The organism is Brevibacillus parabrevis (assembly GCF_003710905.1).
GTDB lineage: Bacteria > Bacillota > Bacilli > Brevibacillales > Brevibacillaceae > Brevibacillus > Brevibacillus parabrevis.
Window position 1 is genome coordinate 1 of the sequence record NZ_RHHV01000022.1, and the last position, 21268, is coordinate 21268.

The window sequence follows — 21268 nt, forward strand, 5'->3', positions numbered from 1 at the left end:
GGGAGCCACGGGAGCGACAGGAGAGACGGGATCAACCGGAGAGACGGGAGTAACCGGAGCCACGGGGTCAACTGGAGCTATGGGAGTAACCGGAGCCACGGGGTCAACTGGAGCTACGGGAGCAACAGGGGTTACGGGAGCCACCGGGGTTACGGGAGCAACTGGAGCTACGGGAGCAACTGGAGCCACGGGAGCAACTGGAGCCACGGGAGCAACCGGAGCCACGGGAGCAACCGGAGCTACGGGAGCAACTGGAGTCACGGGAGCCACAGGAGAGACGGGAGCAACTGGAGCTACGGGATCAACCGGAGCCACGGGGTCAACCGGAGTTACGGGATCAACCGGAGCCACGGGGTCAACTGGAGCTACGGGAGCAACTGGAGCAACTGGAGCAACTGGAGCAACTGGAGTCACGGGAGCAACCGGAGCCACAGGCGCCACCGGAGAAACAGGACCCACCGGCCCAACAGGCGCCACCGGAACCGTCTTCACAAACATCAACGCGTTCGGTGCAAATACAAGCGGGGCGCTCATCGCAGTTGTATTGGGCGGCACGAACGTACCTTTGCCCAACAATCAGATCCTGAACGGTGTAACCGTCAATGGCGCCAACACCACTTTTACCGTGCCATCAGCGGGGAATTACCTCTTGTCGTATTCGATCAATACGACAGCCGCTTTGCTGGTCAGTACACGTCTTGTCATTAACGGCTCTCCATTCACTCCGTCAATCGTTGCACCAACGCTGTCCCTCTCTTCCTTCCACAACACAATCATTGCCCCGTTGGGAGCGAACTCGACGATCACGCTTCAGCTCTTCGGCCTGTTGGGAGCAGCTACGCTGTTGACTGGCGCCGGGGCCACGCTAACTATTGTCAGACTAAACTAAAGCTTTACAGGCAAAGGGACGGAACGAGCAACCGTCCCTTTGCTTTTTTATTCGAAAAAAACAGCGCACCGATTCTGTCGCCCCGTAAAAAGTTTTCTCAGCTGTTTTCTCAATAAGAATGACTTTCAAATGTAATTCAGCGTCGAACGGTGTACAATGATAGGAGTAGTAAAAATATTTAGTCAATAAATGTTGAATCGATAGTATAATATTATCGGAATTAGTATGCCGATCATTCGGAGTGGCGATAGATGGCGATGGACGACTTGGCACTATATTTGGACGAGCATGAGGATGCGGCAGTGGAAGAGTTCAGGAGACGGATTAAGGTGGCTGAGCACGATCAGTTCAACGAGATTATTCCTTTGAACGGACAAGCCATGTATCGCATGGTGGCCGGATATCTTCGTTCGAAGATTACTCATGAGGACATCAAGGATCTTGCCTATAAAGTAGCGCATGAGCGGAATCAAGCCCAAATTAACATTGGCGATTTTGTTTTTAACGTCTGCATGGGGCGTGAGCTGGTGATTGATACCTTGCAAAAAGGCCCCTTTTCTCCAAATGTTCTGCTTCCAGCACTCATTAAAATAAACGAATGCTTCGATGTCTTTCTGGTGCATGCCGTGTCCAAATATACCGAACTGAAAGACAGCGATCTGGAGGAAAAGAAGCTGTTTATTGAGCGGTCTCACAAAGACAGGCTGACGATTTTGGGACAGATGGCTTCGAGCTTTGTCCATGAATTTCGCAATCCGCTAACCTCCATTATGGGATTTTCCCGATTGCTAAAAGAAGATTACCCGAACCTGCCGTACGTGGATATTATCGAGAACGAGCTTCATCAGCTGAACTACCGTGTCTCCCAATTTTTGCTTGTATCCAAAAAGGGAGCTGTACATAAAAAAACAGAAGTCTTTAGCATAGCTCTACTGTTCGAGGAGATTTTGTCCTTCCTCTATCCAAACATCGTGGATGTCAACGCGCACATTACGTGCTCGATTGACCCTGCCCTGCTTTTGGTCGGCTACAGGGACGAGATGAGGCAAGTGTTCATCAACATCATTTCCAATGCCCTGGACGCGCTGCAACGGAAAAACGGGGAGAAAGAAGTGGCGATCAAAGGGGCCCAAACCGAAGAAATGGCCGTGATCACGATTTCCAACAATGGCGCTCCCATCCCGCCCGACCTGCTGTCAGTCATCTTCGAGCCGTTCTTTACAACGAAAGAGCTGGGAACGGGGATCGGGTTGTACGTTTGCAAGGAGATCATCGAGCGCCATGGCGGGATGATCGCATGCGAGTCGTCTGATCAGCAGACGGTCTTTTCCATGTACTTCAGACATACTTGATCAGCCAGCCCAATCCAAACGACCTGCATTTGTGACTGAGCTCATGCGCATCTCCCTGTCGAGTGGACAACGAAAAAGGCTCGAATGATACGGCGGTCGCTTCCTTGTAATCTGCGGGGGAGAGGTCGCCGAGTTTTCTGAACGCGATTTTTGTTGTAAAATTGGCTAGAGTCTGCAAGGAACATCCGGGCTTTTGTCCCGGTTACAGGCTTTTCAAGAGAGCGCTTCTCGGTTAAGATGGGCAAGAATCCCCAAAAGCAGTTTCCAGGATGGGAATGGCTCACGCTCGACCAGCGCCAATACGTGCGCCGATGAACATGCTGACTACAGCCAGAGCTACCTTTTCTCGACATGGCAGTAACTCCTGCTAGATTCAACATTTCCCATATGCATACATGTCGACCTGGACCGCATTAACCAGGAAGAATAGAGAAAAAGCACTAAGGGCAAATGAGCGATCAAGACTGCATTCTTTTATACAATAGGTAAAATTATGAAAACAAGCTATGAAAACGACATTCCCTATTGAAATTCCGATGAAGTAGGGGGAAAATATACCTAAGGTAAACAGAGATAGAGTGCTGAAAATAGGTTAAGATAACTAATGTCGATAGTTGGCTAATACTGTAAAATTGATCGTAGCAGCTACGTAGCACTCTATTATGGATATGTATACCAATTCAATTGTAATGCATGTTTATACCATACAAAAGGGGGATGTCTTTATGAAAAAAATAGTTTACGCATTTCTCCTCGTTGCGGCAATCGTAGGAGCAACATCTGCAAACTGGCATATTACATAACAGCGTGAATGAAGTAAGAAAACACCGCTTCTTAGTGGTGTTTTTTTACTGTATCGGAGGATGGTTCTATCATGTTGCTAGATATTATATTCATCTCTTTTGTTGTGGCATTGATACGAGGAGGCAGAATAAAAGAATTACCAAAATTTAATAAATTTTCTGTTTTTGGAATCGCTGTGCTCTTGCAGATTCTATCCGCGCTCATGCCAACGTGGGGAAGAGTTTTTGTCTCAGTTGCGTATTTGTGTCTACTCATCTTCTTCTATTCCAACAGAGAGCATGAAGATATCAGATTTTTCATGATTGGCTGGTTCTTTAATGCGATCGCAATCTGGTCGAACTTTGGGAAAATGCCCATTGACCTCGAACTTGCAAAGAAGCTGAAATACTCGGTCGATCCGATTGTAAACGGGACCGATTTCAAGCACTCGGTTTTGGATAATTCAACCAATTTGCCATTTTTGACAGACATAATGTTTATGCCGTTCCCAATTGCAAGAGTCATCAGTATTGGCGATATTTTCATTATGATAGGCGCGTTCTTGCTTGTACAACGCGTAATGGGAAAACCAATATCTCTAATCAGACTCCGCGAGGGTAAAATCCATGAAACCAACCAAGAACTTTAGTCATTTTGCTCTAGGATTACTTGTTCAATGCTTATTTCCGGTAGCCGGGCTGCTGGTGATCATTTCAATCATTACCTCTTGGGGTGTGAATGAACATTGGGGAGTCATGGCGACTTACACCATTTTGACCTTGGTCAGCTCGTTTACTCCCATTCGCACGCTAAATTCGCCTTTAACCTTGAACAATGCCGTGATATTCTCGGGAATTGTCCTGTATGGCACCTGGATCGGCGTCTGGTCAGCGCTTTTGGAGATTATCATCATTTCGTTTATATTCAAATCGAAAGTATCGAGAGCTCTCGCGAATAGTGGCCAAGTCTTGATTACGGTTTGGCTGGTGGGAACTTTGGATCAGTTTTTCCGCACCTATTATCCCGACTATTGGTTTCTGACGGATATCGGGCTGATCCTGGTCTACTGGCTGAGCAACACTCTTTTGGCCGCGGCCGGCATTTCCTATTTTAGAGAGGTGTCTTTTCAAGTCATTATAAAAAGCATGTTGCAAGGCGGCAGCATGACTTATCTCCTGCTCATGGCAGTGGGGGAGATAGGGGCGCGATTTGTAGGAGCTTACGAGGGGTATTCCTTGACGATATTGCTAGGGACGGTTTTGCTGCTTCGCTCGGTTTTCCATCAGTATTTTGCGAGTATAAGCGATCAGCAGAAAAAGATGGAAGAGATCAAAAACCTGAATGATTCGTTTTTGATCGCCCTGGCGGCATCGATCGATGCGCGCGATCCATACACGCTCGGACACTCGTTTCGCGTCGCGCACTGGGGGAGAGAAACAGCAAAATTCATGGGACTTCCGCCAAAGCAGTCGACGGAAGTTTACTATGGCGGGATCATTCACGACATTGGCAAAATCGGTATAGAAGACAACATCTTAAACAAGGAAGGCGCTCTGTCCAAAGAGGAGTTTGAACGCATCAAGGAGCACCCGGTCATCGGGTACGAGATTTTGAAAAGGACGTCGGTTTTCCCCGAGCTGCTCCCTGCCATTCGCTGGCATCATGAGCGGGTTGACGGGACAGGATATCCCGATAAGCTCAAAGGAAACGAAATCCCGCTCATAGCCCGCATACTGGCTGTCTGTGACGCGTTTGACGCCATGGTTTCTGATCGTCCTTACCGGAAAGGCATGTCCGTGGAAGAAGCTTTGAGGCGGATTCAGGAAGGAGCCGGCACCCAGTTTGATGCTGAAATCGCAGCGAATTTTGTGACCATGATCAAGAGCTTGAATGAGGAAGAGCTGCAAAAAATCATTCGGGCAAATAACCGGAACCAGGAAATCGATGTCTCCTTAACCACGTAAGCGATCAGGAGAGTCAAGTTTACATAAGATTCAAAGCAAGGCGATACGTATCATACAAAAAAAGCTATCAACTTTGATGGCTTTTTTTATTTTCCTCCACACGATGCAAGTGGATGGCCCCCAGCGTAGTATCCTCCTTTTTCCTGACAAAAAAAGCCCCACCCGGTCGACAGTGACTGAATCCATGACAGCATGAACCCTTTGTTTACTGTCTACCGAATGGGACAAAAAGCAAGCAAGACACACGCTTACTGTAGCCGCTCCCGTCGCGCTTTCCCGGCGAATCGGCCCAACTGCTCCAGCCCTTTGACCAGCCAGACCAACAGGAGGGAGAGCAGGAAGCTGCACCCGAAGATCAAGCCCAGGTACAAAAGCGAGTACCAGGTGTTTTGGAACACCCAGGCGACTTCGCCGTACTGCTCAAACAGAAAATCTTTGAACAGGATCAAAAAAGCGGAGTGAAACAGGAAAATAAAGTACGTCAAACCTTTGCGAAACTTGAGACGCAGATGATCGACCAATTCCAGGAAAAAGACCATCAGCACGAGAAAAGACAGCAAGGTAGCAAAGACAAAAGTCAGATGCACCGCCACGTACAGCTTGCTGGAAACGACAAAAAACATGGCGGCAGCGGTCGCGATCCCTGTAAGCAGCATCAGGATCGAGCGGTTGTTTCGCAAAAAGGACAAAATCGTCTCCCGGTACCAGTACAGCAGATGGCCCATGTACAGCGTGAAAATCCAGCTGGGCAGCATGTGCCGCGTCGACAGCTCCAGCCAGCCTTTGTGCAAGTAGTTGATGTAGACGTATTGCACGGCGAGCAGAAGCCAGATGACATACAAAATGTTGCGTTTGGTAATCCAGTTGCGGAAAAAGTAAGCAAACACGTAATACTGGCAAATCATGAACACAAAATAAAGATGATCGCCGGTTTTCCCCATCAGGATGTTTGTGAAATCAAGGGTCGTCTGCGGCATCTCTTTTTTCAGCAAATAGTGGTACAGAATACCGGAAACCAGGTAAGGCAAGAAAATGTACAGGAGCTTGCCCGTAAAAAAGTCGCGGGGCGTCGGGCTTTTCGCCTCAAACGAGTAAGCGGTCAAATAGCCGGTGGCGATCGTCAAAAGCACAGTGCCGTAGCGACTGATCTGATTGAGAGCGACCACCCAGAACGGATCGTTGAAATACAGCACAGAAGCAGTAAAATGGCCGACCACGACCAAAAAGCTTGAGAACAACTGGACGTAAAACAGCGATTTCAAAATTTTCGAATCGGTATACATAGGCATTCTCCATTTACTTGTTCGTCGTCTGGCGAGTCGTCTGCGTCCAACCCTGCGGACAGCCAACACAATAAATTGCGAATGCGTCTATCTTAGATAATGAAATTTTGAAAGAGATTTGATCTTTGTGATCTGTGCAAGCCAATGTTTGGGAAGACAGGAAAAAAGCCACACCTGTGCGTGGCTTTCGGCCTTATTTTTGCGGCTTGTTCCGCTCCTCAATCGCTTGGCTGACCACGAAGGCCAGATCATCGTTGCCAAAGAGCGACAGGACACCGAGGATGGTGGCATCAGGGATTTCTTCTGCTTCCTCTTTCGGCACCGTGTTTTCCAGCATTTGTGCGAGCAGTGGATTTTCGCCTTGAGCGGGATAAGCGGCCCGATACAGCTCACGTGCATCAAGCCCATGGTTGACACACCATTGGGCAAAGACGAGAATCATCATTCCTTCGTCGCGCTGGTAAGCCTGGATGACTTGATCTTCCATCTCTTTTCGGTTCATAGATATGCTCCTCTAACAATCAGTCGTACACGTTATGTGCTTAATTGTAGAGAAGAGGGCGGGTGCCCGCAAGAAAAAAGAGGGGAGAGATTAGGAGTTTCGCTTGCTGTGATTGGTCAAAACCGGAAGCACCCGGGTATCTTTAATCATTTCGGAATGGCAAAAAGGGCAGCTCGGGCTCTTGTCAAAGGAAAAGTTATCTCTCATCCAGCACGTACACCCATCATTGCTGCACGTCCATACATCTGTTTCCTCTTCTTCGACCGGAACAATTGCTTTTTTCGAGAAATACACATGAACTCCTCCTTTGCAGGGCATCGTGCTTACAGTAACACCTCTATTAATGTGTGATGGAAAGTCCATGAATATACCAAGATTTTCTGCCCGACTGCATAAAAGAAAGGAAATAACTGCCCAAAACGGTCATGACCGTTTTGTTGACCGCAAGCGGTCACATCCCATTTCATGAAAAACATCGAGACGTTTTTCACAGAAAAAAGGCAACGGAACGCATCCGCTGCCTTTTTTCTATGAAAGGATTACAGTTGATCTGGGATCAAAATTTGCCCGGTCGTTTCATGGCTGGTCACAGCGAGCAAGATCGCTTTCGACAATGTGTCGGGGTGGTAAGGCTTGATCAAGTAGCCCTTGGCCCCCAAGTCAAACGCTTTTTTCTTCTCTTCAAAAGCGCTGGAGATGACGATCGGGATCGTTTGCAGCTCGGGATTTTCCCGCATCGCTTCAATGACTTGCCAGCCGCTTTCTCCATCTTGCAAAATCAGATCGAGGACCACGGCGTCCGGACGCAGCTCCGAAATGGCGGCGAGCGCCTCTTGGGCCGTGGAACAAGGATAGACCGTAAAGCCTGAGCTGAGCAGTTCCTCACGCAAAAGCTCGGCCAGATTCATGTCGTCCTCGATAATCACGACTTTTCCGTTGGACTGGCCGGAAGGAGCGAGCGCCGCGGCTGCGTTGTTCGCCAACAGCTCGGCCCGTACCGCCGGCTCCGGCAAAGGAAGGGCGACCGTAAACGTACTGCCTTTTCCAGCCTCGGAAGCAACGGTGACCTCGCCGTGGTGAATGCGCACGATCTCCTGAACGATGGCAAGCCCGAGGCCCGTACCGCCAATCTCCCGGCGATCGGAATTGTCTACGCGATAAAAACGGGTAAACAGATGAGGGAGAGCTTCCGCAGGGATGCCCAGCCCTTCATCGTGAATCTCGATCAACAGCTTTTGGTTTGCTTCGCGAATAACGACGCGGATGCTTCCGCCGTCCGGTGAATACTTGACTGCATTGCTGATCAGGTTGACCAGCACCTGGCGAAGCTTGTCGCGATCTCCGCAGATGGTCGTTTGCTCCGTTTGCAGCTCAAGCTCAAACGAATGCGGCGTAGATTGGGCACGGTACATCCCAAACACTTCGCGGGCGAGGGAGTCGATCTCGACTTTTTCAAACTCATAGCTTTGGCGGCCGGATTCCATGCGCTGCAAGTCAAGAAAATCGTTGATCAAGGTCGTCAGTCTCGTCGCTTCCTGATAAATAGCCGTCATGTAGCGCTGCTGTCTTTCCGGTTTCAAGTCTTTGTGCAGCAAAAGCTCGGCAAAACCGAGCACGCTGGCGAGCGGAGTGCGCAACTCATGGCTCACTGTGCTGACAAATTCCGATTTCATCTGGTCAATCTCGTATTCCTTCGTGATGTCCCGATAGACCAAGAGAGTGCCCCATTTGTGGGACGCGCGGTACAGATGCTCGGCATACAGCTGAATATAGCGCTTGGTAGGGGAGGTCAGTTCGAAAACAATGCTGTCCTCCTGCGGATCTCCCTCGTTCAGTGTGACCGCTTTTATATACTGGGCGAGACGGTTTGGTTCCGCCGTACAGCTTTGCAAATGGGCGAGAAACGGATCGATGTTGAAATCCGCTGTTGAGTGCGAGTTATCAAAGCCGATAAGGTCGCGGAAGGTGCGGTTGACCTGTAGCGTTCCGCCGTCGAGATCGAGCAACTGAATCCCTTCTTGCACCGAATCGAGCATGTCTTGCGTGACTTGCCGTTGCCGTTTTGTCTCCTCGAACATGGCGAGCTTGTCCAATGACAACGAGACTTGTTTGGCCAAGCCGATTGCCACCTGTTGCTCATGCTCGGAGAACTTGCGGTCAATCCGGGCAAGAATGATGCAGGCCACGACTTCTTCGTTCGAGTCCAAAACAGGCAGATACAGCTCGTACGTGCGGGAAGGGGTCATGAGGAAACCGCGCTCTCCCATGGTGCTTTCGCGATTGATGACATACGGTTGGTGCGTTTCCTTGATGCGCACGAGCGGACCGTCTTCAATCCCTTGCAAAAGCTGCTCGATTCCTTGCGGAGACACACCGAAACTGGCAACAGCCCGATCGGCATCGAGCACGAGAATGACGCCTTTGTCTGCCTCCATGCTGTCCACAGCGTTGGATACAATGCTCGACAGAAGCGTTTGCTTGTCCAATGTATTCGTGAGCGCGAGAATAAACTGGTTCTTTTTCTCCAGATGGCGCTCGTTCTCCGCCATTTTTTCCAGCGCTTCCGTCAGTTCCTCTTGCTGCATCACGAGTTCATCCTGTTGGGCTTGCAGCTCTTCGTTTTGCGCCATCAGCGCCTCTTCTTTGTTCTGGATTTGCCGCATCATGTAGTCGAGAGAGCGGGAGAGCTTGCCGATCTCATCGTCACGCTCCAAGCCGTTCAACTGCGGCGTCTCCCCAAGCGAAAAGCGGTTGGCATCGGCAGTCAGCCGCATCAACGGTCGGCCGATATCGCGCGTCGTTTTGATCGTTACCCAGATCAATACCAAAAGAGCCATCAGCACGTAAATGATGAACCACAAGCTTTGGGCAGACAGTTCCTGGAACAACTGCTGGTTTTGCATCGAAATGAGCTGCTCATTCGTTTGCTGATAGCGGGTGGCATAGCTGATCAAATTGTTGACCTCCATGTTTACCCCGCTGGACGAAAATTTGCGCAAACCTTCGTAATCACCCGACTGTGCATACCCTGACGAGGTAGGGAAGACGCGGGTGAAAAAATTGTCTACAAATGATTCGATGGATGTGGCAATTTTAAGTTCTTCGCTGCTGAGCGGAAGCTGCTTGAAAGCATGAAGCGACTGTTCCAGCTTTTTCTTTTCGAGGAACAATTCATTGTATTCATACGGGCTTAAAAAGGCATAATAGCCGCGGGCACGAAAGAAAATCTGGTTCGTATGCTCCGAGATTTGCGTAATCAGCTCCTGCTTCTGTCTGGACGTTTGCGCGGCTGATTGAAAGTTTGTAAAGGCTTGATCGTTCAGCATCTGCACGACCATCGCCCCGGCGACCATCAGCGAGAAAAAGAGAATCATCATGATGGCGAAGCGGCGGGTAATGCTTTCCCTTACGTATTTTCGAAATGAAGTCATGCGAGCATGTCCTCCACTTTGCGGACCAGCTCCAGCGGGCTGAACGGCTTGGGCATGAAGTCGTCCGCCCCGGCAGAGCGCATTTTTTCCTGTTCGGCATGCTGGCTTTTTGCGGACAGGATGAGCACTTTCACAGACTGTTTCTCAGGCATTTGTTTCATCTGCGTCAAGACGTCAAAACCTGTCAGCTTGGGCATCATGTAATCGAGAATGACCAAATCGTACTGATTCTGGCCAATTTTTTGCAAGGCTTCCTCACCGTCGCAGACGATATCGAGCTGATGGCCTTCATCTTCAAGCGTATCCCCGATCAGCATGCGCAGCACTGCTTCGTCTTCGGCTAATAAGATCGTTGCCATTTTTCTTCCTCCATGTCATTCCTACATCATTCGTTTGATCAAACGTTTGATGCGCGCTTCCAGCTCTTTTATGCTGAAAGGCTTGGTCATATAGTCGTCAGCACCCAGTTGCAGGGCGCGGGCAATATCCTGTTCGCCGCTGCGTCCCGTCAGCATGAGCACCGTGTACTGCTTGCTGTTGGGCAGGGCGCGGATCAGTCTCAGGACATCAAGCCCGTCCATGTGTGGCATGATGCCGTCCAAAATGACAAGGTACGCTTCCGGACCTTGATGCCAGGACGATTCAAAAAAGGCGGCGCCTTCGTGGAACGTTCGGATGTCTGTATGAATCCATCCTTCCAGACTGGCGCGAGCGCAGTCGGCGAGCAAAGTGCGGGTCAAGGAATCGTCGTCGATAATCGCCACTTTCAGTCTCACGGTGCGCGTATCTGGATCGTCGTTGCGCTTGGCCATCTCTACCCGGCAACGCCCGTTGTTTTTCGCAGCGTATAAAGCCGTATCAGCGGCGTCTATCCAGTGCGAGAGAGGCTTTTGTCCATCCTCGATTTGCACGACTCCTGCCGAAAAGCTCAAAGAAAAGCTGCCTTCCGCCGATTCAAAAGAAAGTGCCTGAAAGTCGACCAGCAGCTGTTTGATGCGCAGCTTTGCATCTTGTCCGGACGTTCTTGGCATGAGCAGCAAAAATTCTTCCCCGCCATAACGGAAAAAGATGTCGTACTTCCCGGAGTTTGTCTTGATGAAAGAGGCGAAGCGGCTCAAGACAACATCGCCTACGAGGTGCCCGTGCGTGTCATTGACCTTTTTGAAATGATCGATGTCCATAAAGGCCAGCGAGAACGGGGTTGAATTTCGCAGCGAATCGGACAGCAGCCGTTGATACGTGTCCGTAAGAGAATTGCGGTTGAACGCACCCGTCAATTCGTCGATGAACAAGATTTTATCCATCCAGCGTTTTCTGCCCAACTGCCGTTCCAGCCGAACCGTCAATTCCTCCAGGTCAAGCGGCTTGCACATGACGTCGTCCGCCCCCAGACGAAAAGCGCGCATGCGCGTGTCCCGGTCGCAATCAATGCTGATGATCGTCGTCGGGACGTATTGCTTTTTAATTTTCTCGCTGAGTGTTTGCATGACTTGAAAACCGCCTGTTTCCGGGATGTTCAAGTCGAGTATCAGGCAATCCGGGTTAAGGTCGTGGAAGTAGTCGAGTGCCTTGTGCGGATACACAGTGGCGATGACGGACCAGTTTTGCTTCTCCAAATATTCCTTGAGGTACATCAAAAGCGTCACATCATCATCTAGAATGAGCAAAAGAGGCTGGTTTTCGTAGGTGGATTCTTGCGGCAATGTGGGGTCCTCTAATAAAATCTCTTGCTCGGGCCGATGCTCGTAGCAGAGAGTGATCAGCTCTCGCAAAAAATCGCTCCACTCGTGTGTCGGCCAATCCTTCGCCTCCAGCTTGTCCAGTTGTTCCAGCAAGGATTGGGAAAGCTCGGATAAATCGTGCAAACCAATCGTTCCGGCTGTACCCTTCAGCGAGTGGACAAAACGGTATAATTCTTCATGGGAGACAGGCTCTTCCTGAGCGAGCCAGCCTTCCAGTTGTTTGTGAATTTGAAAAAGAAGGGTGTCCCTGTATTTGATCATTCCGAATTATCCCCCTGTTTTCGGGAAGGCCCTGCGCAGTCTCGAAGACTGCCGGGCCAGATCATAATAGGTATTGTACATCTAGCTAGGTGGAAGTGTACCATATTAAGAGGGGTTCTCCAACGAAAGGATTGCACTGGGAGGCAGGAAAAAAACAGGACGTGACAACTCTGTTACAAGCGGTTTACGAAAGAGAAAAGCCTTCTTCCTTCAAATATTGCGCCGCTTCCACGTAAGACTCAAAAGAAGCTTCCAGGTTCATGCCGTGGTAGACATTCCACAGGGAATCTTCTTGCTGCAAAAGCAGCGTGCGGTTTTGCTTGTCGACCCAGGTTTGTTCGACTTGTTCGCTGGCATCTGCTGCTGGTTGCTGCGGCTCGCGCTTGACGGAGAGCGACTGGATGGAAGCTTCGATTACTTGGCGCAGCTCGTCTGCGGAGAAGTCGCGAATGTTTACGTAGCCTTTGTCGTCTTTTTGGTAGCCCTTCAAAAACGCTGCGAACACAAAGCCGTTGCCGTTCGGATGCAGATGGTAAACGACTGTCTTTTTGTCGTGAAGACTTGCCTCGTAGTGAAAATTAACCCGTTTGAGCGAGACGTTGTGGCGAGACAACTCCGGGAATGATTCGATAATCGCCAGTTTTTGTTCAAAAGTAAGCATGGATTCCTCCGATGTGAATAAGGTTATCCGTCGATTATATCATAGGTGGAACAAAGAACGAAAAGGCTATACAGACAAGAGAGGAAGCGATGACGATGAACGGAAAAAATCGAAAAGATATCGTAGCAGGACTGGAAGTGGATATCGTCCTGAAGCAGGATCAGCGCACAGGGGTGCGGACGCGGGGAATCGTCAAGGACATTTTGACCAATTCCAGCACGCATCCGCACGGGATCAAGGTTCGCTTGACCAATGGCCAGGTCGGACGAGTGCAGGAGATTATTCGAAAAGGCGAGTAAACGTAAAAAACGGGATGCCAGCGAGGGCAATCCCGTTTTTTGATCGCGAGCGACAGGCAGCTTCTTCCGGAAAAGACGAGCCTGATCGATCAGCGATATGTATCGTGAGCAGGTGTAAGCACATCTTCCGTGGAATCGCGCACGAGGATGAACGGCCCGATGTTCCCGAGTCCATGCATCGATACGTTGTGATGGGCGATAATTTGCTCTGCACGCAGCACGGTGTTGTCGGTTGTGGAATGACCGTCACTGACGAGTGTGACGTCATAGCCCAAGGTGGTCGCTCGCTTGCAGGCGCTGTCTACGCAAAATTCCGTTTTGCAGCCCGTCATGACGAGATGCGTAATCCCGAGCGATTGCAGTTGTTCATGCAAATCGGTCTCGTGAAAAGCATCCGTCGCTTGTTTGAGAATCACGGTTTCCGTCGGGAGCGGGGCAAGCTCGGGGTGGATGGCGTAAGCGTCAGCGCCAAGCTCCGCGACATCTGTGTCCTGCACGTACAGGACGGGAATCGCTCTTTTCCAAGCGTCTTCCCTCAGCTTTTTGATCGTCTGAACGAGCGAGGTCTTTTGATAAACAGGGCCGATCGGGCCTTCCACAATCCCTACTTGTACGTCAATAATGAGCAGAGCTGTTTTTTGCGTCATTCACGTTCCTCCTCAAAATGCAGGGGCTACCGGGGCAGTCCCCCCGTTTCTTTCTTGGTTGTTTTCATCGATCTATGAGCATGCCGTTGCATATTTGTTTTCATATTTCATCAGCTCCTTCGCTTATGGCAGCGGGACAGCCAGAGGCGGCTGCATCCGCTGGAACCATTGTAACACATCGCCCGTTTTATCATTCGGATTTTTTTGAACAATCGAACGGAAGGTAAAAACAGCCCCCATCCTGCTGGCTGCCAGTCAAGGATGGGGGCTGTTTGTGTTGCATGTGTCAGAAAGCTGTCTTTACGAGTCGCTTTCTTTTTTCGGCACAAACTGAAAAATTTCATGGGATTCAAAAGAGTCGATCAGGCGCGATAGCCACAAGTAGTAATCCAGTCCGTTTTCAATCCGGCGGATACTAAGCTCCACGCGTTCTCGCAGCTCGTCCGTCAACTCCTCGGATTGCTGGAGGGCGCGCAGCTCCTGAAGCGACTTTTTCAGGCTGTGCACATTTTGCTCGCTGGCATGGCGCCACTTCACGGAAAACAAGTCGATGAAGTTTTGGTACCAGTCCAGATTGACCTCGTAGTGGTCTTTGCGAGTTCCTTTTTTCCATATCTTTTCTACCATATTTAAGTCCATCAAGGTGCGAACGCCGGTGCTCATGCTGGTCTTGCTCATTCCCAGCGCTTCTCCCATTTCATCAAGCGTCATCGACTTGTCCTGAAACAGCAGCGTGCCATACAAGAGCCCCGTCGACATGGTGATGCCGTACAAATCCATGTTGCGGGCAAGTGTTTCAATCACGCGTTCTTGAGCCTTTTCGAGGATTCTTTCCTGATTCGTATCCATTTTGAAAAAAGCAGCTCCTCTAGTCATATTACCTGACTAGAATTGTACGTTCCTTACAGCAAAATGTAAATGGAGATATCAAACAGTATATACGAGATAAACTGCGAATACAGAAAGAAAAGTACGTAAAGTTTTTTCTGAACGCTGAAAATGCCCGATTATCGAGCCTCACCCAGTTTGAGGTAAAAAAGTGGGCTGGTTACAATTGTAAGGGTAAAGAACAGTCCGGATACGGGCGTAAAAGTTGGAGGTGACCATATGCCCAAGATCAAAGTAGAGAATTTGACCAAAATCTTTGGACGACAGCCCCAACGCGCATTGCCCCTCGTGAAACAAGGGAAGGCCAAGACAGATATATTGAAGGAAACGGGTCTTACCCTTGGGGTTAATCAAGCGAGTTTTGAGGTGCACGCCGGCGAAATTTTCGTCATCATGGGGCTTTCGGGTAGCGGGAAATCGACATTGGTTCGACTCTTGAACCGACTGATCGAACCGACGGAAGGCAAAATCCTGATCGACGGTACGGATATCGTCAGGATGAACACAGAACAGCTGCAACAGGTCAGAAGAAAGAAGCTCGGGATGGTATTTCAAAAGTTTGCCCTGTTTCCGCACAGGACCGTCCTGGAAAACGCAGCATATGGCCTGGAGATTCAAGGAATGGCCAAAGCAGAGCGCGAGGCCAAGGCGAAGCAATCGCTGGAACTGGTCGGACTGGGCGGCTGGGAAGCGAGCTATCCTGACCAGCTTAGCGGAGGAATGCAGCAGCGCGTCGGTCTGGCGCGTGCACTTGCCAATGAGCCGGATGTGCTGTTGATGGACGAAGCATTCAGCGCACTTGACCCGCTCATTCGCAAGGACATGCAGGACGAACTGCTGGAGCTGCAAAGCACCATGCAAAAGACGATCATCTTCATTACGCACGATCTCGATGAGGCGCTGAAAATCGGTGACCGGATTGCCTTGATGAAAGACGGAGCGATCGTCCAGATCGGCACACCGGAAGAAATTATGACCAATCCGGCCAACGAGTACGTGGAGCGCTTCGTGGAGGACGTGGATCGTTCCAAGGTGCTCTCCGCAGAGAACGTCATGAAGCGGGCCGAGACGATTACGTTGGATAAAGGGCCGCGCGTTGCCTTGCAGTTGATGAGGGATCGCGGTGTATCCAGCTTGTATGTAGTAGACAAGAAGAAGACGCTCCTCGGCGTTTTGACCGCAGATGCGGTCAGCCAGGCAAAAGAACAGGGCCAATCGTTGGAGTGGGTGCTTCGTACCGAAGTTCCGAAGGTAGGGCCGCAAACGCTCCTGAATGAACTGTTTGACTTGGTCGCTTTTTCGGATATTCCGGTGGCAGTGACAGGCGATCATGACCGCCTCCTGGGTGTCATCGTAAAAGGTGCCGTGTTGGGCGGATTAGCGGGAAAAGTAAACCAGGAAACGCCACTGCCGGTAAATGAAGAAGGGCAGGTGGATGAATGATGGATCAATTTTTTCCGAAGCTGCCCCTCGATAGTTGGGTAGAAACGATTGTAGATGGACTGGACGAACATTTGGGCTTTTTGTTCGATTTCATTTCGACATGCATTGGCGGGACGGTCGACTTTTTCAATCTGATTTTGACCGGACTGCCGTTCTGGGTGATTATCATCTTGCTTACACTGCTGGCGTATCGGGCTGGCAAGCTGTCTATCGCTCTTTTTACTTTCATTGGACTTCTTTTGATTCAAAACTTGGGTTATTGGGAGCATTCAATGGAAACACTTGCGCTGGTGCTGACAGCCGGACTCATTTCCGTCATTATCGGGATTCCCGTGGGAATCTGGTGCGCGAAAAGTGATTCCGTGCAAAAGGTCGTAACGCCGCTGCTTGATTTCATGCAGACGATGCCCGCGTTTGTGTATTTGATTCCTGCGATCTTTTTCTTCGGACTGGGGAAAGTGCCGGGCGTAATCGCTTCCGTCATTTTCGCGATGCCGCCGACGATTCGTCTGACCAATCTGGGGATTCGCCAGGTGCCGGCGGACTTGATCGAGGCTACGGAGGCGTTTGGTTCGACTTATTGGCAAAAGCTGACGAAGGTGCAACTGCCGATCGCCAAAACGACGATCATGGCAGGGATCAACCAGAGCATCATGCTGGCGCTGTCCATGGTCGTCATCGCCTCGATGATTGGGGCGAAAGGACTGGGTGCCGACGTATACCGCGCCGTGACGCAGATCAAGATCGGGGAAGGCTTCGAAGCGGGACTTGCCATCGTCATTATGGCGATTTTGCTGGACCGCATCACGCAAGGAGTAGGAAAGAGAAAAAAAGCGTAGGAGGGGTTTTCATGAAAAAAGCAACGTGGAAAGGTTTGGCTGTCGCATTGGGACTTGGATTGGTCATGGCAGGCTGCTCAAGTGCGGGCAGCTCCGAGGGTAACGGATCAACCAGCAGCAACAACGGTTCGGCTGCATCCAACGGTGTAGGCGCCGCAGTCGATCATAAAATCATCGGGATCGACCCAGGGGCAGGCTTGATGAAAGCGACCGAGAAAGTGCTCAAAGACTACGAGCTAAAAGACTGGGAGCTGGTCGAAGGCTCCAGTGCCGCGATGACGGCAGCTTTGACCCAAGCCTATAAAGACAAGAAGCCGATTATCGTGACGGGCTGGACGCCGCACTGGATGTTTTCCAAGTTTGAAATGAAATACTTGGAGGACCCAAAAGGAGTTTACGGAAAAGATGAGCAAATTCATACGGTCGTGCGGAAAGGCTTGAAGGAAGAACAGCCAAGCGCGTACGCTTTCCTCGATAAATTTTCCTGGACGCCAGCCGACATGGAGAAAGTGATGCTGGACATCGAAGGCGGCAAAAAACCGGAAGAGGCAGCAGCAGAGTGGGTGAAAGCAAACGAAGCTACTGTGAGCAAATGGGTGGAAGGCGTACAGCCAGCCAATGGTCAAAAGCTGACGCTTGCCTATGTCGCCTGGGATTCCGAGATTGCCAGCACGAATGTGGTGAAAACTGTTCTGGAGCAAAAGCTGAACTACAAAGTTGAACTGAGCCAAGTAGAAGCTGGCCCGATGTGGGTAGGCGTATCCAACGGCGATGTGGACGGCATGGTTGCAGCTTGGCTGCCAACAACACATGCTGACTACATGGAGAAGCTCGGAAAAGACGTAGAAGACCTCGGCCCGAATCTGGAAGGAACCAAGCTGGGTCTGGCTGTTCCGACTTACATGGATATTACGTCGATTGAGGATTTGAAGAAGTAAAAAAGCGATAAAGCCAATGGCGCAACAACGAAGAAAGCCAGCGTCGCAGGGGGAGTCATTCCTGCGAGGTTGGCTTTTTTTATGTAAGAAGAAAGGTGAGTTAAAAATTTGTAATTATTAATTTATTTTTCTTTTATTTACAAAAAAAGATTACTTTTTTACTATTTAGTTGATGGTATTTTTAACCATCAATAACTTTTATTAGGGGTGAAAGAATCGTGGAAAAAGAAATTGTTCGCGGAGCAAACAAGGAAATCATTGGGGATGGAGGTATGTTAGGAATTTCGAAGTTTGGAGTTGGTTCAAATTTCAATACTATTCAATCTCTGACAGATAAAAATAAGGGGGGCCGATTGTGCGCTTCTTCCTCTTCTTCAAGTAGTGGTGCTGCCACTATCGGTAAAAATAACCGATAATTCTTATTTTGCCGGGGAAGACATCGTTTCAACATGAAGTTTATTTAAGCCAAATTCAAAATGGAGCTTATTGACAACAATAGTTACCCGCTATTTTGAATTTGGCTATCTACATAACTTTTAAAAGAGTAGAACAAAAAATAAAATGATGGTGAATTAATATGACTTCTAATTATCGGATCAACAGATTTCTGTGTCATTCCTTACAGAATGGAGATGTAGTAGTTCAAACTGCAAATGGAGTAATGAAGATTCATGATAAAGATCTCATTGATTTAATTCAATCGTGGGATCGAACTGGCAAGAAAGAAATTTCAGAGTCTGTGCTTGAACAAATTTTCAAAGAAGAAAAAGAGGAGGTTATTGGTTTTCTAGCAAGCAATGGGTTAATACGTACAGTGAAAGAAAAAATGCTCCGAATAGATTCCGTTACTATTATGACCAATGATGATTTTTTAAGGTCAATATTAATGAATACATTAGTTGAAGATTTTCAAGAGAATCTGGCAATCACGTCACTTTCAGTTGATGACATGCAGCCTTGCGAGGAAAATGAATTATCCCTTGTATTTCTAAATCCCTATAACAAAAGTTTAGGAAAAAGAATCAGGGATAGACATATGGAATCAAGCAACTCTTATTTATTGATGAGTTATATATACAACAATAAATTTTATATGGACTCGCTTTATAACCGTAATTGGGTTAATCCATGTCATTGTTGCCATATAGGTCATATTGAATCGCATATGAGAATTGGAAGTGCTGATAATTTAACTTATCAGCAAGTCATTGACATGCTGTATTCTCTGGAGGAAGACATCAAAATCGGCGTTCCTTTAACCAATAGCCAACGAGTTATTATTGCATCATGTTTGATTAAGCGTATGCAATTACTTTTTCATGATTTTACTTACTCAAAAATTCATCATGAAGATATTAATAGAGCGATGGTCATGAAACTGGATAATTTTAAAAAATATGAAGATACTTCGATTCATTGGGAGTTGTGTGATTGTTATGAATAACATAAGTGAAGATTTATTAGTAGAGCAGAGAAGAAAGAATGATTTTGCGAATCATTTACAAGCAGAAGTTCTCTCTAATAGTTTATTGGATCAAGTTGTTAAGATGCATCAGGAAGGATGCTGGATATCAGAAATAATGTATGAATATGAGGAAGAGCTACTAGAGTGGATGGAATTAGTGGAATTTACAGATATTATACCGAAGTATTACGAAAAATCATTCCAATTTCAAATTGAACAAAAAACTATTGAACGCACTAGGAGCTGCCGAACATTTAAAGAGAATTGGAACATAAATGCGGATGATTTTGGGACCATCCTTCGAGACTCATTCGGCAGATTTTCCAACACTTTAACCAAGAACTATCCTTCTGCTGGAGGCTTGTATCCGGTTTTACCGCTCGTATATGTATTTGACGAAGGTGTCTTAAAAGGGATTTCTGTTAAAGGATGCTATTTGTTTCATTCCTCGAAAAATGAACTGATTTTACTTAAAGAATACGATGAGGAACTTTTAAATTTAGTAATCAATCAAATTAACCCTTCTGACCGAAGTTTATTTTCTAAAATCGCTATTGGCTATGCCATTGATTTAAAAAGAGCTATCACCAAATACAGAAAACGAGGGTACAGATACGCATTAATTGAAATTGGCGCAATGTGTCAGAGTTTCAGGGAGACATTAAGTAGGTTTGACAGTAGCTTAGGTGAATTTTGTTTTGCGGGGTTTAATGACAATGCCTTGACTCATTTATCTGGCTTAAACGCAAGATTAGCGCCAGTAACATTAATTCAGTGGTTTGGTGAAAGAAATGATATTTGATGTGTCGAAAAGAAACTTTGGTTACAAGGACTCACTCTTCAACAATAGACCAGTTTATTTAGCGACTTCAAGAATCGGAACATTCAGGAGGGAAGACGGTGGAATAGGACCAGTAGATTGTGGCGCTATTTCTCAAAGAAAAAGAAAGTCAGTTTTAAAGGCGTTTTCTGAATCAATAGAGCGCAGAGCATTAGTAATTGGAGCTAGAGGGGACGCCATTGAGGGTTTGGCAGAATCGTTTGACATAATGAATCGTAAGGTTGCAAAGATCCCTAGACGATTTACGCAACTATGCAAGGAAGATTCTATCGTTTGTGATACCACGGGTACAGCAGCACACTTTAATAGTAAGCTGGCTCAATCAAATGCAATTAAAGAATTATTAGAGAAAAATTCAACGTTTCTTTTTTGGTATGGGAGACAAGGGAAAAAAATTGATTTATCTCAACACTATTCTATATACGTTAGTCTTTTTCAAGCAGAAGGATATCAAGTACAAGCATACGTAGAAGAGACATTTAAACCATTAAAAGTAGTATTTGTTTTTGCAAAGAATGCAAATCACATTACTCCCTTTACTTTTATGACAGGAGTAGGCTCAAGTATTTCTCTTTCGAATGCTATTCACAAGGGCTTGTCAGAAGCATATTTACTAAAAAACGTTTATGATGACTATTTTTATAGATACCAACTTGAAGGGCTTGAACCGAGTTCGTACACGGCGATTGTCCTAAAAGCCCAAACTGATAGCGAATGTCTAAAACACCTTGAACTGTTCAACAAGCTGGATACTTATCAAGAAGTGGACGAAGATATCACGCTGTCTGAAGCCGAGGTAGAAACTGATCTGATTGTGAAAAATTTACCAGTTTGGGTCAAAGAGTTGCACACTACAGTTTTATATCAAACCGTAAATAAAAATCTAATTATCATTAAAGCATATTCGCCTAATCTCTATAATCATGTTGCACTGAAAACGTATATTGATCTTGATAGAGATGTGAACAGGTATACAGTTAATTTAACTCAGGATACTTTGAATCATATACCAACGTGTCCAATATTATAAAGGAGCTTTT

At 47.8% G+C, this 21268-nt stretch carries 21 protein-coding genes; 12 read left to right on the forward strand and 9 right to left on the reverse strand.

Annotation, left to right across the window (positions count from 1 at the left end):
• The 4 genes from EDM60_RS25835 to EDM60_RS25850 all read left to right on the forward strand — a co-directional run.
• On the forward strand, window positions 1-889 hold an 889-nt coding region (locus tag EDM60_RS25835), incomplete at its 5' end, for a BclA C-terminal domain-containing protein (RefSeq protein WP_122966529.1).
• Between the two features lie 251 nt (window positions 890-1140).
• Entirely contained in the window at window positions 1141-2241 is a 1101-nt protein-coding gene (locus tag EDM60_RS25840) for a histidine kinase N-terminal domain-containing protein (RefSeq protein WP_122966530.1), read from the forward strand.
• Between the two features lie 874 nt (window positions 2242-3115).
• A complete protein-coding gene (locus EDM60_RS25845; protein ID WP_122966531.1) occupies window positions 3116-3673 on the forward strand; it encodes a DUF5317 domain-containing protein in 558 nt (185 codons plus the stop codon).
• Window positions 3651-4988, forward strand: coding sequence for an HD-GYP domain-containing protein (locus EDM60_RS25850; RefSeq protein WP_122966532.1), 1338 nt, complete (start codon window positions 3651-3653; stop codon window positions 4986-4988). Before EDM60_RS25845 ends, EDM60_RS25850 begins: the two co-directional genes overlap by 23 nt.
• Window positions 4989-5236: 248 nt before the next feature.
• Here EDM60_RS25850 and EDM60_RS25855 read toward each other — a convergent pair whose 3' ends face one another.
• The 7 genes from EDM60_RS25855 to EDM60_RS25885 form a co-directional block, all read right to left on the reverse strand.
• Window positions 5237-6271: an acyltransferase family protein gene (locus tag EDM60_RS25855; RefSeq protein WP_122966533.1), complete on the reverse strand. Its 1035-nt coding sequence runs from the start codon at window positions 6269-6271 to the stop codon at window positions 5237-5239.
• A 193-nt stretch (window positions 6272-6464) separates the two neighbouring features.
• Window positions 6465-6773, reverse strand: coding sequence for a hypothetical protein (locus tag EDM60_RS25860; protein WP_122966534.1), 309 nt, complete (start codon window positions 6771-6773; stop codon window positions 6465-6467).
• Window positions 6774-6863: 90 nt separating this feature from the next.
• A complete protein-coding gene (locus EDM60_RS25865) occupies window positions 6864-7067 on the reverse strand; it encodes a cold-shock protein (protein WP_063226749.1) in 204 nt (67 codons plus the stop codon).
• A gap of 245 nt (window positions 7068-7312) precedes the next feature.
• Window positions 7313-10204: an ATP-binding protein gene (locus tag EDM60_RS25870; RefSeq protein WP_122966535.1), complete on the reverse strand. Its 2892-nt coding sequence runs from the start codon at window positions 10202-10204 to the stop codon at window positions 7313-7315.
• Window positions 10201-10563, reverse strand: a complete 363-nt coding sequence (locus EDM60_RS25875; RefSeq protein WP_122966536.1) for a response regulator transcription factor — start codon at window positions 10561-10563, stop codon at window positions 10201-10203. The genes EDM60_RS25870 and EDM60_RS25875 overlap by 4 nt, the downstream gene beginning before the upstream one ends.
• A 21-nt stretch (window positions 10564-10584) precedes the next feature.
• Window positions 10585-12207: a response regulator gene (locus EDM60_RS25880; protein WP_122966537.1), complete on the reverse strand. Its 1623-nt coding sequence runs from the start codon at window positions 12205-12207 to the stop codon at window positions 10585-10587.
• Window positions 12208-12391: 184 nt separating this feature from the next.
• Complete coding sequence (locus EDM60_RS25885; RefSeq protein ID WP_122966538.1) at window positions 12392-12868, reverse strand: hypothetical protein; 477 nt, start codon at window positions 12866-12868, stop codon at window positions 12392-12394.
• 95 nt (window positions 12869-12963) lie between these two features.
• Here EDM60_RS25885 and EDM60_RS25890 point away from each other — a divergent pair, with 95 nt between their 5' ends.
• Window positions 12964-13167 (forward strand): YwbE family protein, encoded by a 204-nt coding sequence (locus EDM60_RS25890; RefSeq protein WP_063226754.1) that lies wholly within the window; start codon window positions 12964-12966, stop codon window positions 13165-13167.
• A gap of 89 nt (window positions 13168-13256) precedes the next feature.
• Here EDM60_RS25890 and EDM60_RS25895 read toward each other — a convergent pair whose 3' ends face one another.
• Both EDM60_RS25895 and EDM60_RS25900 read right to left on the reverse strand, forming a co-directional pair.
• Entirely contained in the window at window positions 13257-13814 is a 558-nt protein-coding gene (locus tag EDM60_RS25895; protein WP_122966539.1) for a cysteine hydrolase family protein, read from the reverse strand.
• A 300-nt stretch (window positions 13815-14114) separates the two neighbouring features.
• On the reverse strand, window positions 14115-14663 hold the full coding sequence (locus EDM60_RS25900; RefSeq protein WP_063226756.1) for a GbsR/MarR family transcriptional regulator: 549 nt from the start codon (window positions 14661-14663) through the stop codon (window positions 14115-14117).
• 258 nt (window positions 14664-14921) lie between these two features.
• Between EDM60_RS25900 and proV the strand changes: the two genes are divergently transcribed.
• The 7 genes from proV (at window position 14922) to EDM60_RS25930 (ending at window position 21258) form a co-directional block, all read left to right on the forward strand.
• Entirely contained in the window at window positions 14922-16145 is a 1224-nt protein-coding gene (gene proV, locus EDM60_RS25905) for a glycine betaine/L-proline ABC transporter ATP-binding protein ProV (RefSeq protein WP_122966540.1), read from the forward strand.
• A complete protein-coding gene (locus EDM60_RS25910; protein ID WP_122966541.1) occupies window positions 16145-16984 on the forward strand; it encodes an ABC transporter permease in 840 nt (279 codons plus the stop codon). The genes proV and EDM60_RS25910 overlap by 1 nt, the downstream gene beginning before the upstream one ends.
• Window positions 16985-16995: 11 nt before the next feature.
• Window positions 16996-17922: a glycine betaine ABC transporter substrate-binding protein gene (locus EDM60_RS25915; RefSeq protein ID WP_122966542.1), complete on the forward strand. Its 927-nt coding sequence runs from the start codon at window positions 16996-16998 to the stop codon at window positions 17920-17922.
• A gap of 218 nt (window positions 17923-18140) precedes the next feature.
• Entirely contained in the window at window positions 18141-18338 is a 198-nt protein-coding gene (locus tag EDM60_RS28430; RefSeq protein WP_129552174.1) for a hypothetical protein, read from the forward strand.
• A 161-nt stretch (window positions 18339-18499) separates the two neighbouring features.
• A complete protein-coding gene (locus EDM60_RS25920) occupies window positions 18500-19366 on the forward strand; it encodes an McbB family protein (protein ID WP_122966543.1) in 867 nt (288 codons plus the stop codon).
• The gene (locus EDM60_RS25925; RefSeq protein ID WP_167470389.1) at window positions 19359-20189 is read left to right on the forward strand and encodes a nitroreductase family protein; all 831 of its coding nucleotides are present in this window, start codon (window positions 19359-19361) and stop codon (window positions 20187-20189) included. The genes EDM60_RS25920 and EDM60_RS25925 overlap by 8 nt, the downstream gene beginning before the upstream one ends.
• A complete protein-coding gene (locus EDM60_RS25930) occupies window positions 20179-21258 on the forward strand; it encodes a YcaO-like family protein (RefSeq protein ID WP_122966545.1) in 1080 nt (359 codons plus the stop codon). Before EDM60_RS25925 ends, EDM60_RS25930 begins: the two co-directional genes overlap by 11 nt.
• Window positions 21259-21268 lie beyond the last annotated feature (10 nt).

Bases quoted from the DNA above. Each gene is read 5' to 3' on its own strand.
- EDM60_RS25920 (WP_122966543.1), top strand. From the start codon at position 18,500: ATGACTTCTAATTATCGGATCAACAGATTTCTGTGTCATTCCTTACAG.
- EDM60_RS25845 (WP_122966531.1), top strand. From the start codon at position 3,116: ATGTTGCTAGATATTATATTCATCTCTTTTGTTGTGGCATTGATACGA.
- EDM60_RS25915 (WP_122966542.1), top strand. From the start codon at position 16,996: ATGAAAAAAGCAACGTGGAAAGGTTTGGCTGTCGCATTGGGACTTGGA.
- EDM60_RS25840 (WP_122966530.1), top strand. From the start codon at position 1,141: ATGGCGATGGACGACTTGGCACTATATTTGGACGAGCATGAGGATGCG.
- EDM60_RS25855 (WP_122966533.1), bottom strand. From the start codon at position 6,271: ATGTATACCGATTCGAAAATTTTGAAATCGCTGTTTTACGTCCAGTTG.
- EDM60_RS25910 (WP_122966541.1), top strand. From the start codon at position 16,145: ATGGATCAATTTTTTCCGAAGCTGCCCCTCGATAGTTGGGTAGAAACG.
- proV (WP_122966540.1), top strand. From the start codon at position 14,922: ATGCCCAAGATCAAAGTAGAGAATTTGACCAAAATCTTTGGACGACAG.
- EDM60_RS25900 (WP_063226756.1), bottom strand. From the start codon at position 14,663: ATGGATACGAATCAGGAAAGAATCCTCGAAAAGGCTCAAGAACGCGTG.
- EDM60_RS25870 (WP_122966535.1), bottom strand. From the start codon at position 10,204: ATGACTTCATTTCGAAAATACGTAAGGGAAAGCATTACCCGCCGCTTC.
- EDM60_RS25930 (WP_122966545.1), top strand. From the start codon at position 20,179: ATGATATTTGATGTGTCGAAAAGAAACTTTGGTTACAAGGACTCACTC.
- EDM60_RS25885 (WP_122966538.1), bottom strand. From the start codon at position 12,868: ATGCTTACTTTTGAACAAAAACTGGCGATTATCGAATCATTCCCGGAG.
- EDM60_RS25890 (WP_063226754.1), top strand. From the start codon at position 12,964: ATGAACGGAAAAAATCGAAAAGATATCGTAGCAGGACTGGAAGTGGAT.
- EDM60_RS25895 (WP_122966539.1), bottom strand. From the start codon at position 13,814: ATGACGCAAAAAACAGCTCTGCTCATTATTGACGTACAAGTAGGGATT.
- EDM60_RS25850 (WP_122966532.1), top strand. From the start codon at position 3,651: ATGAAACCAACCAAGAACTTTAGTCATTTTGCTCTAGGATTACTTGTT.
- EDM60_RS25860 (WP_122966534.1), bottom strand. From the start codon at position 6,773: ATGAACCGAAAAGAGATGGAAGATCAAGTCATCCAGGCTTACCAGCGC.
- EDM60_RS25880 (WP_122966537.1), bottom strand. From the start codon at position 12,207: ATGATCAAATACAGGGACACCCTTCTTTTTCAAATTCACAAACAACTG.
- EDM60_RS25875 (WP_122966536.1), bottom strand. From the start codon at position 10,563: ATGGCAACGATCTTATTAGCCGAAGACGAAGCAGTGCTGCGCATGCTG.
- EDM60_RS25925 (WP_167470389.1), top strand. From the start codon at position 19,359: ATGAATAACATAAGTGAAGATTTATTAGTAGAGCAGAGAAGAAAGAAT.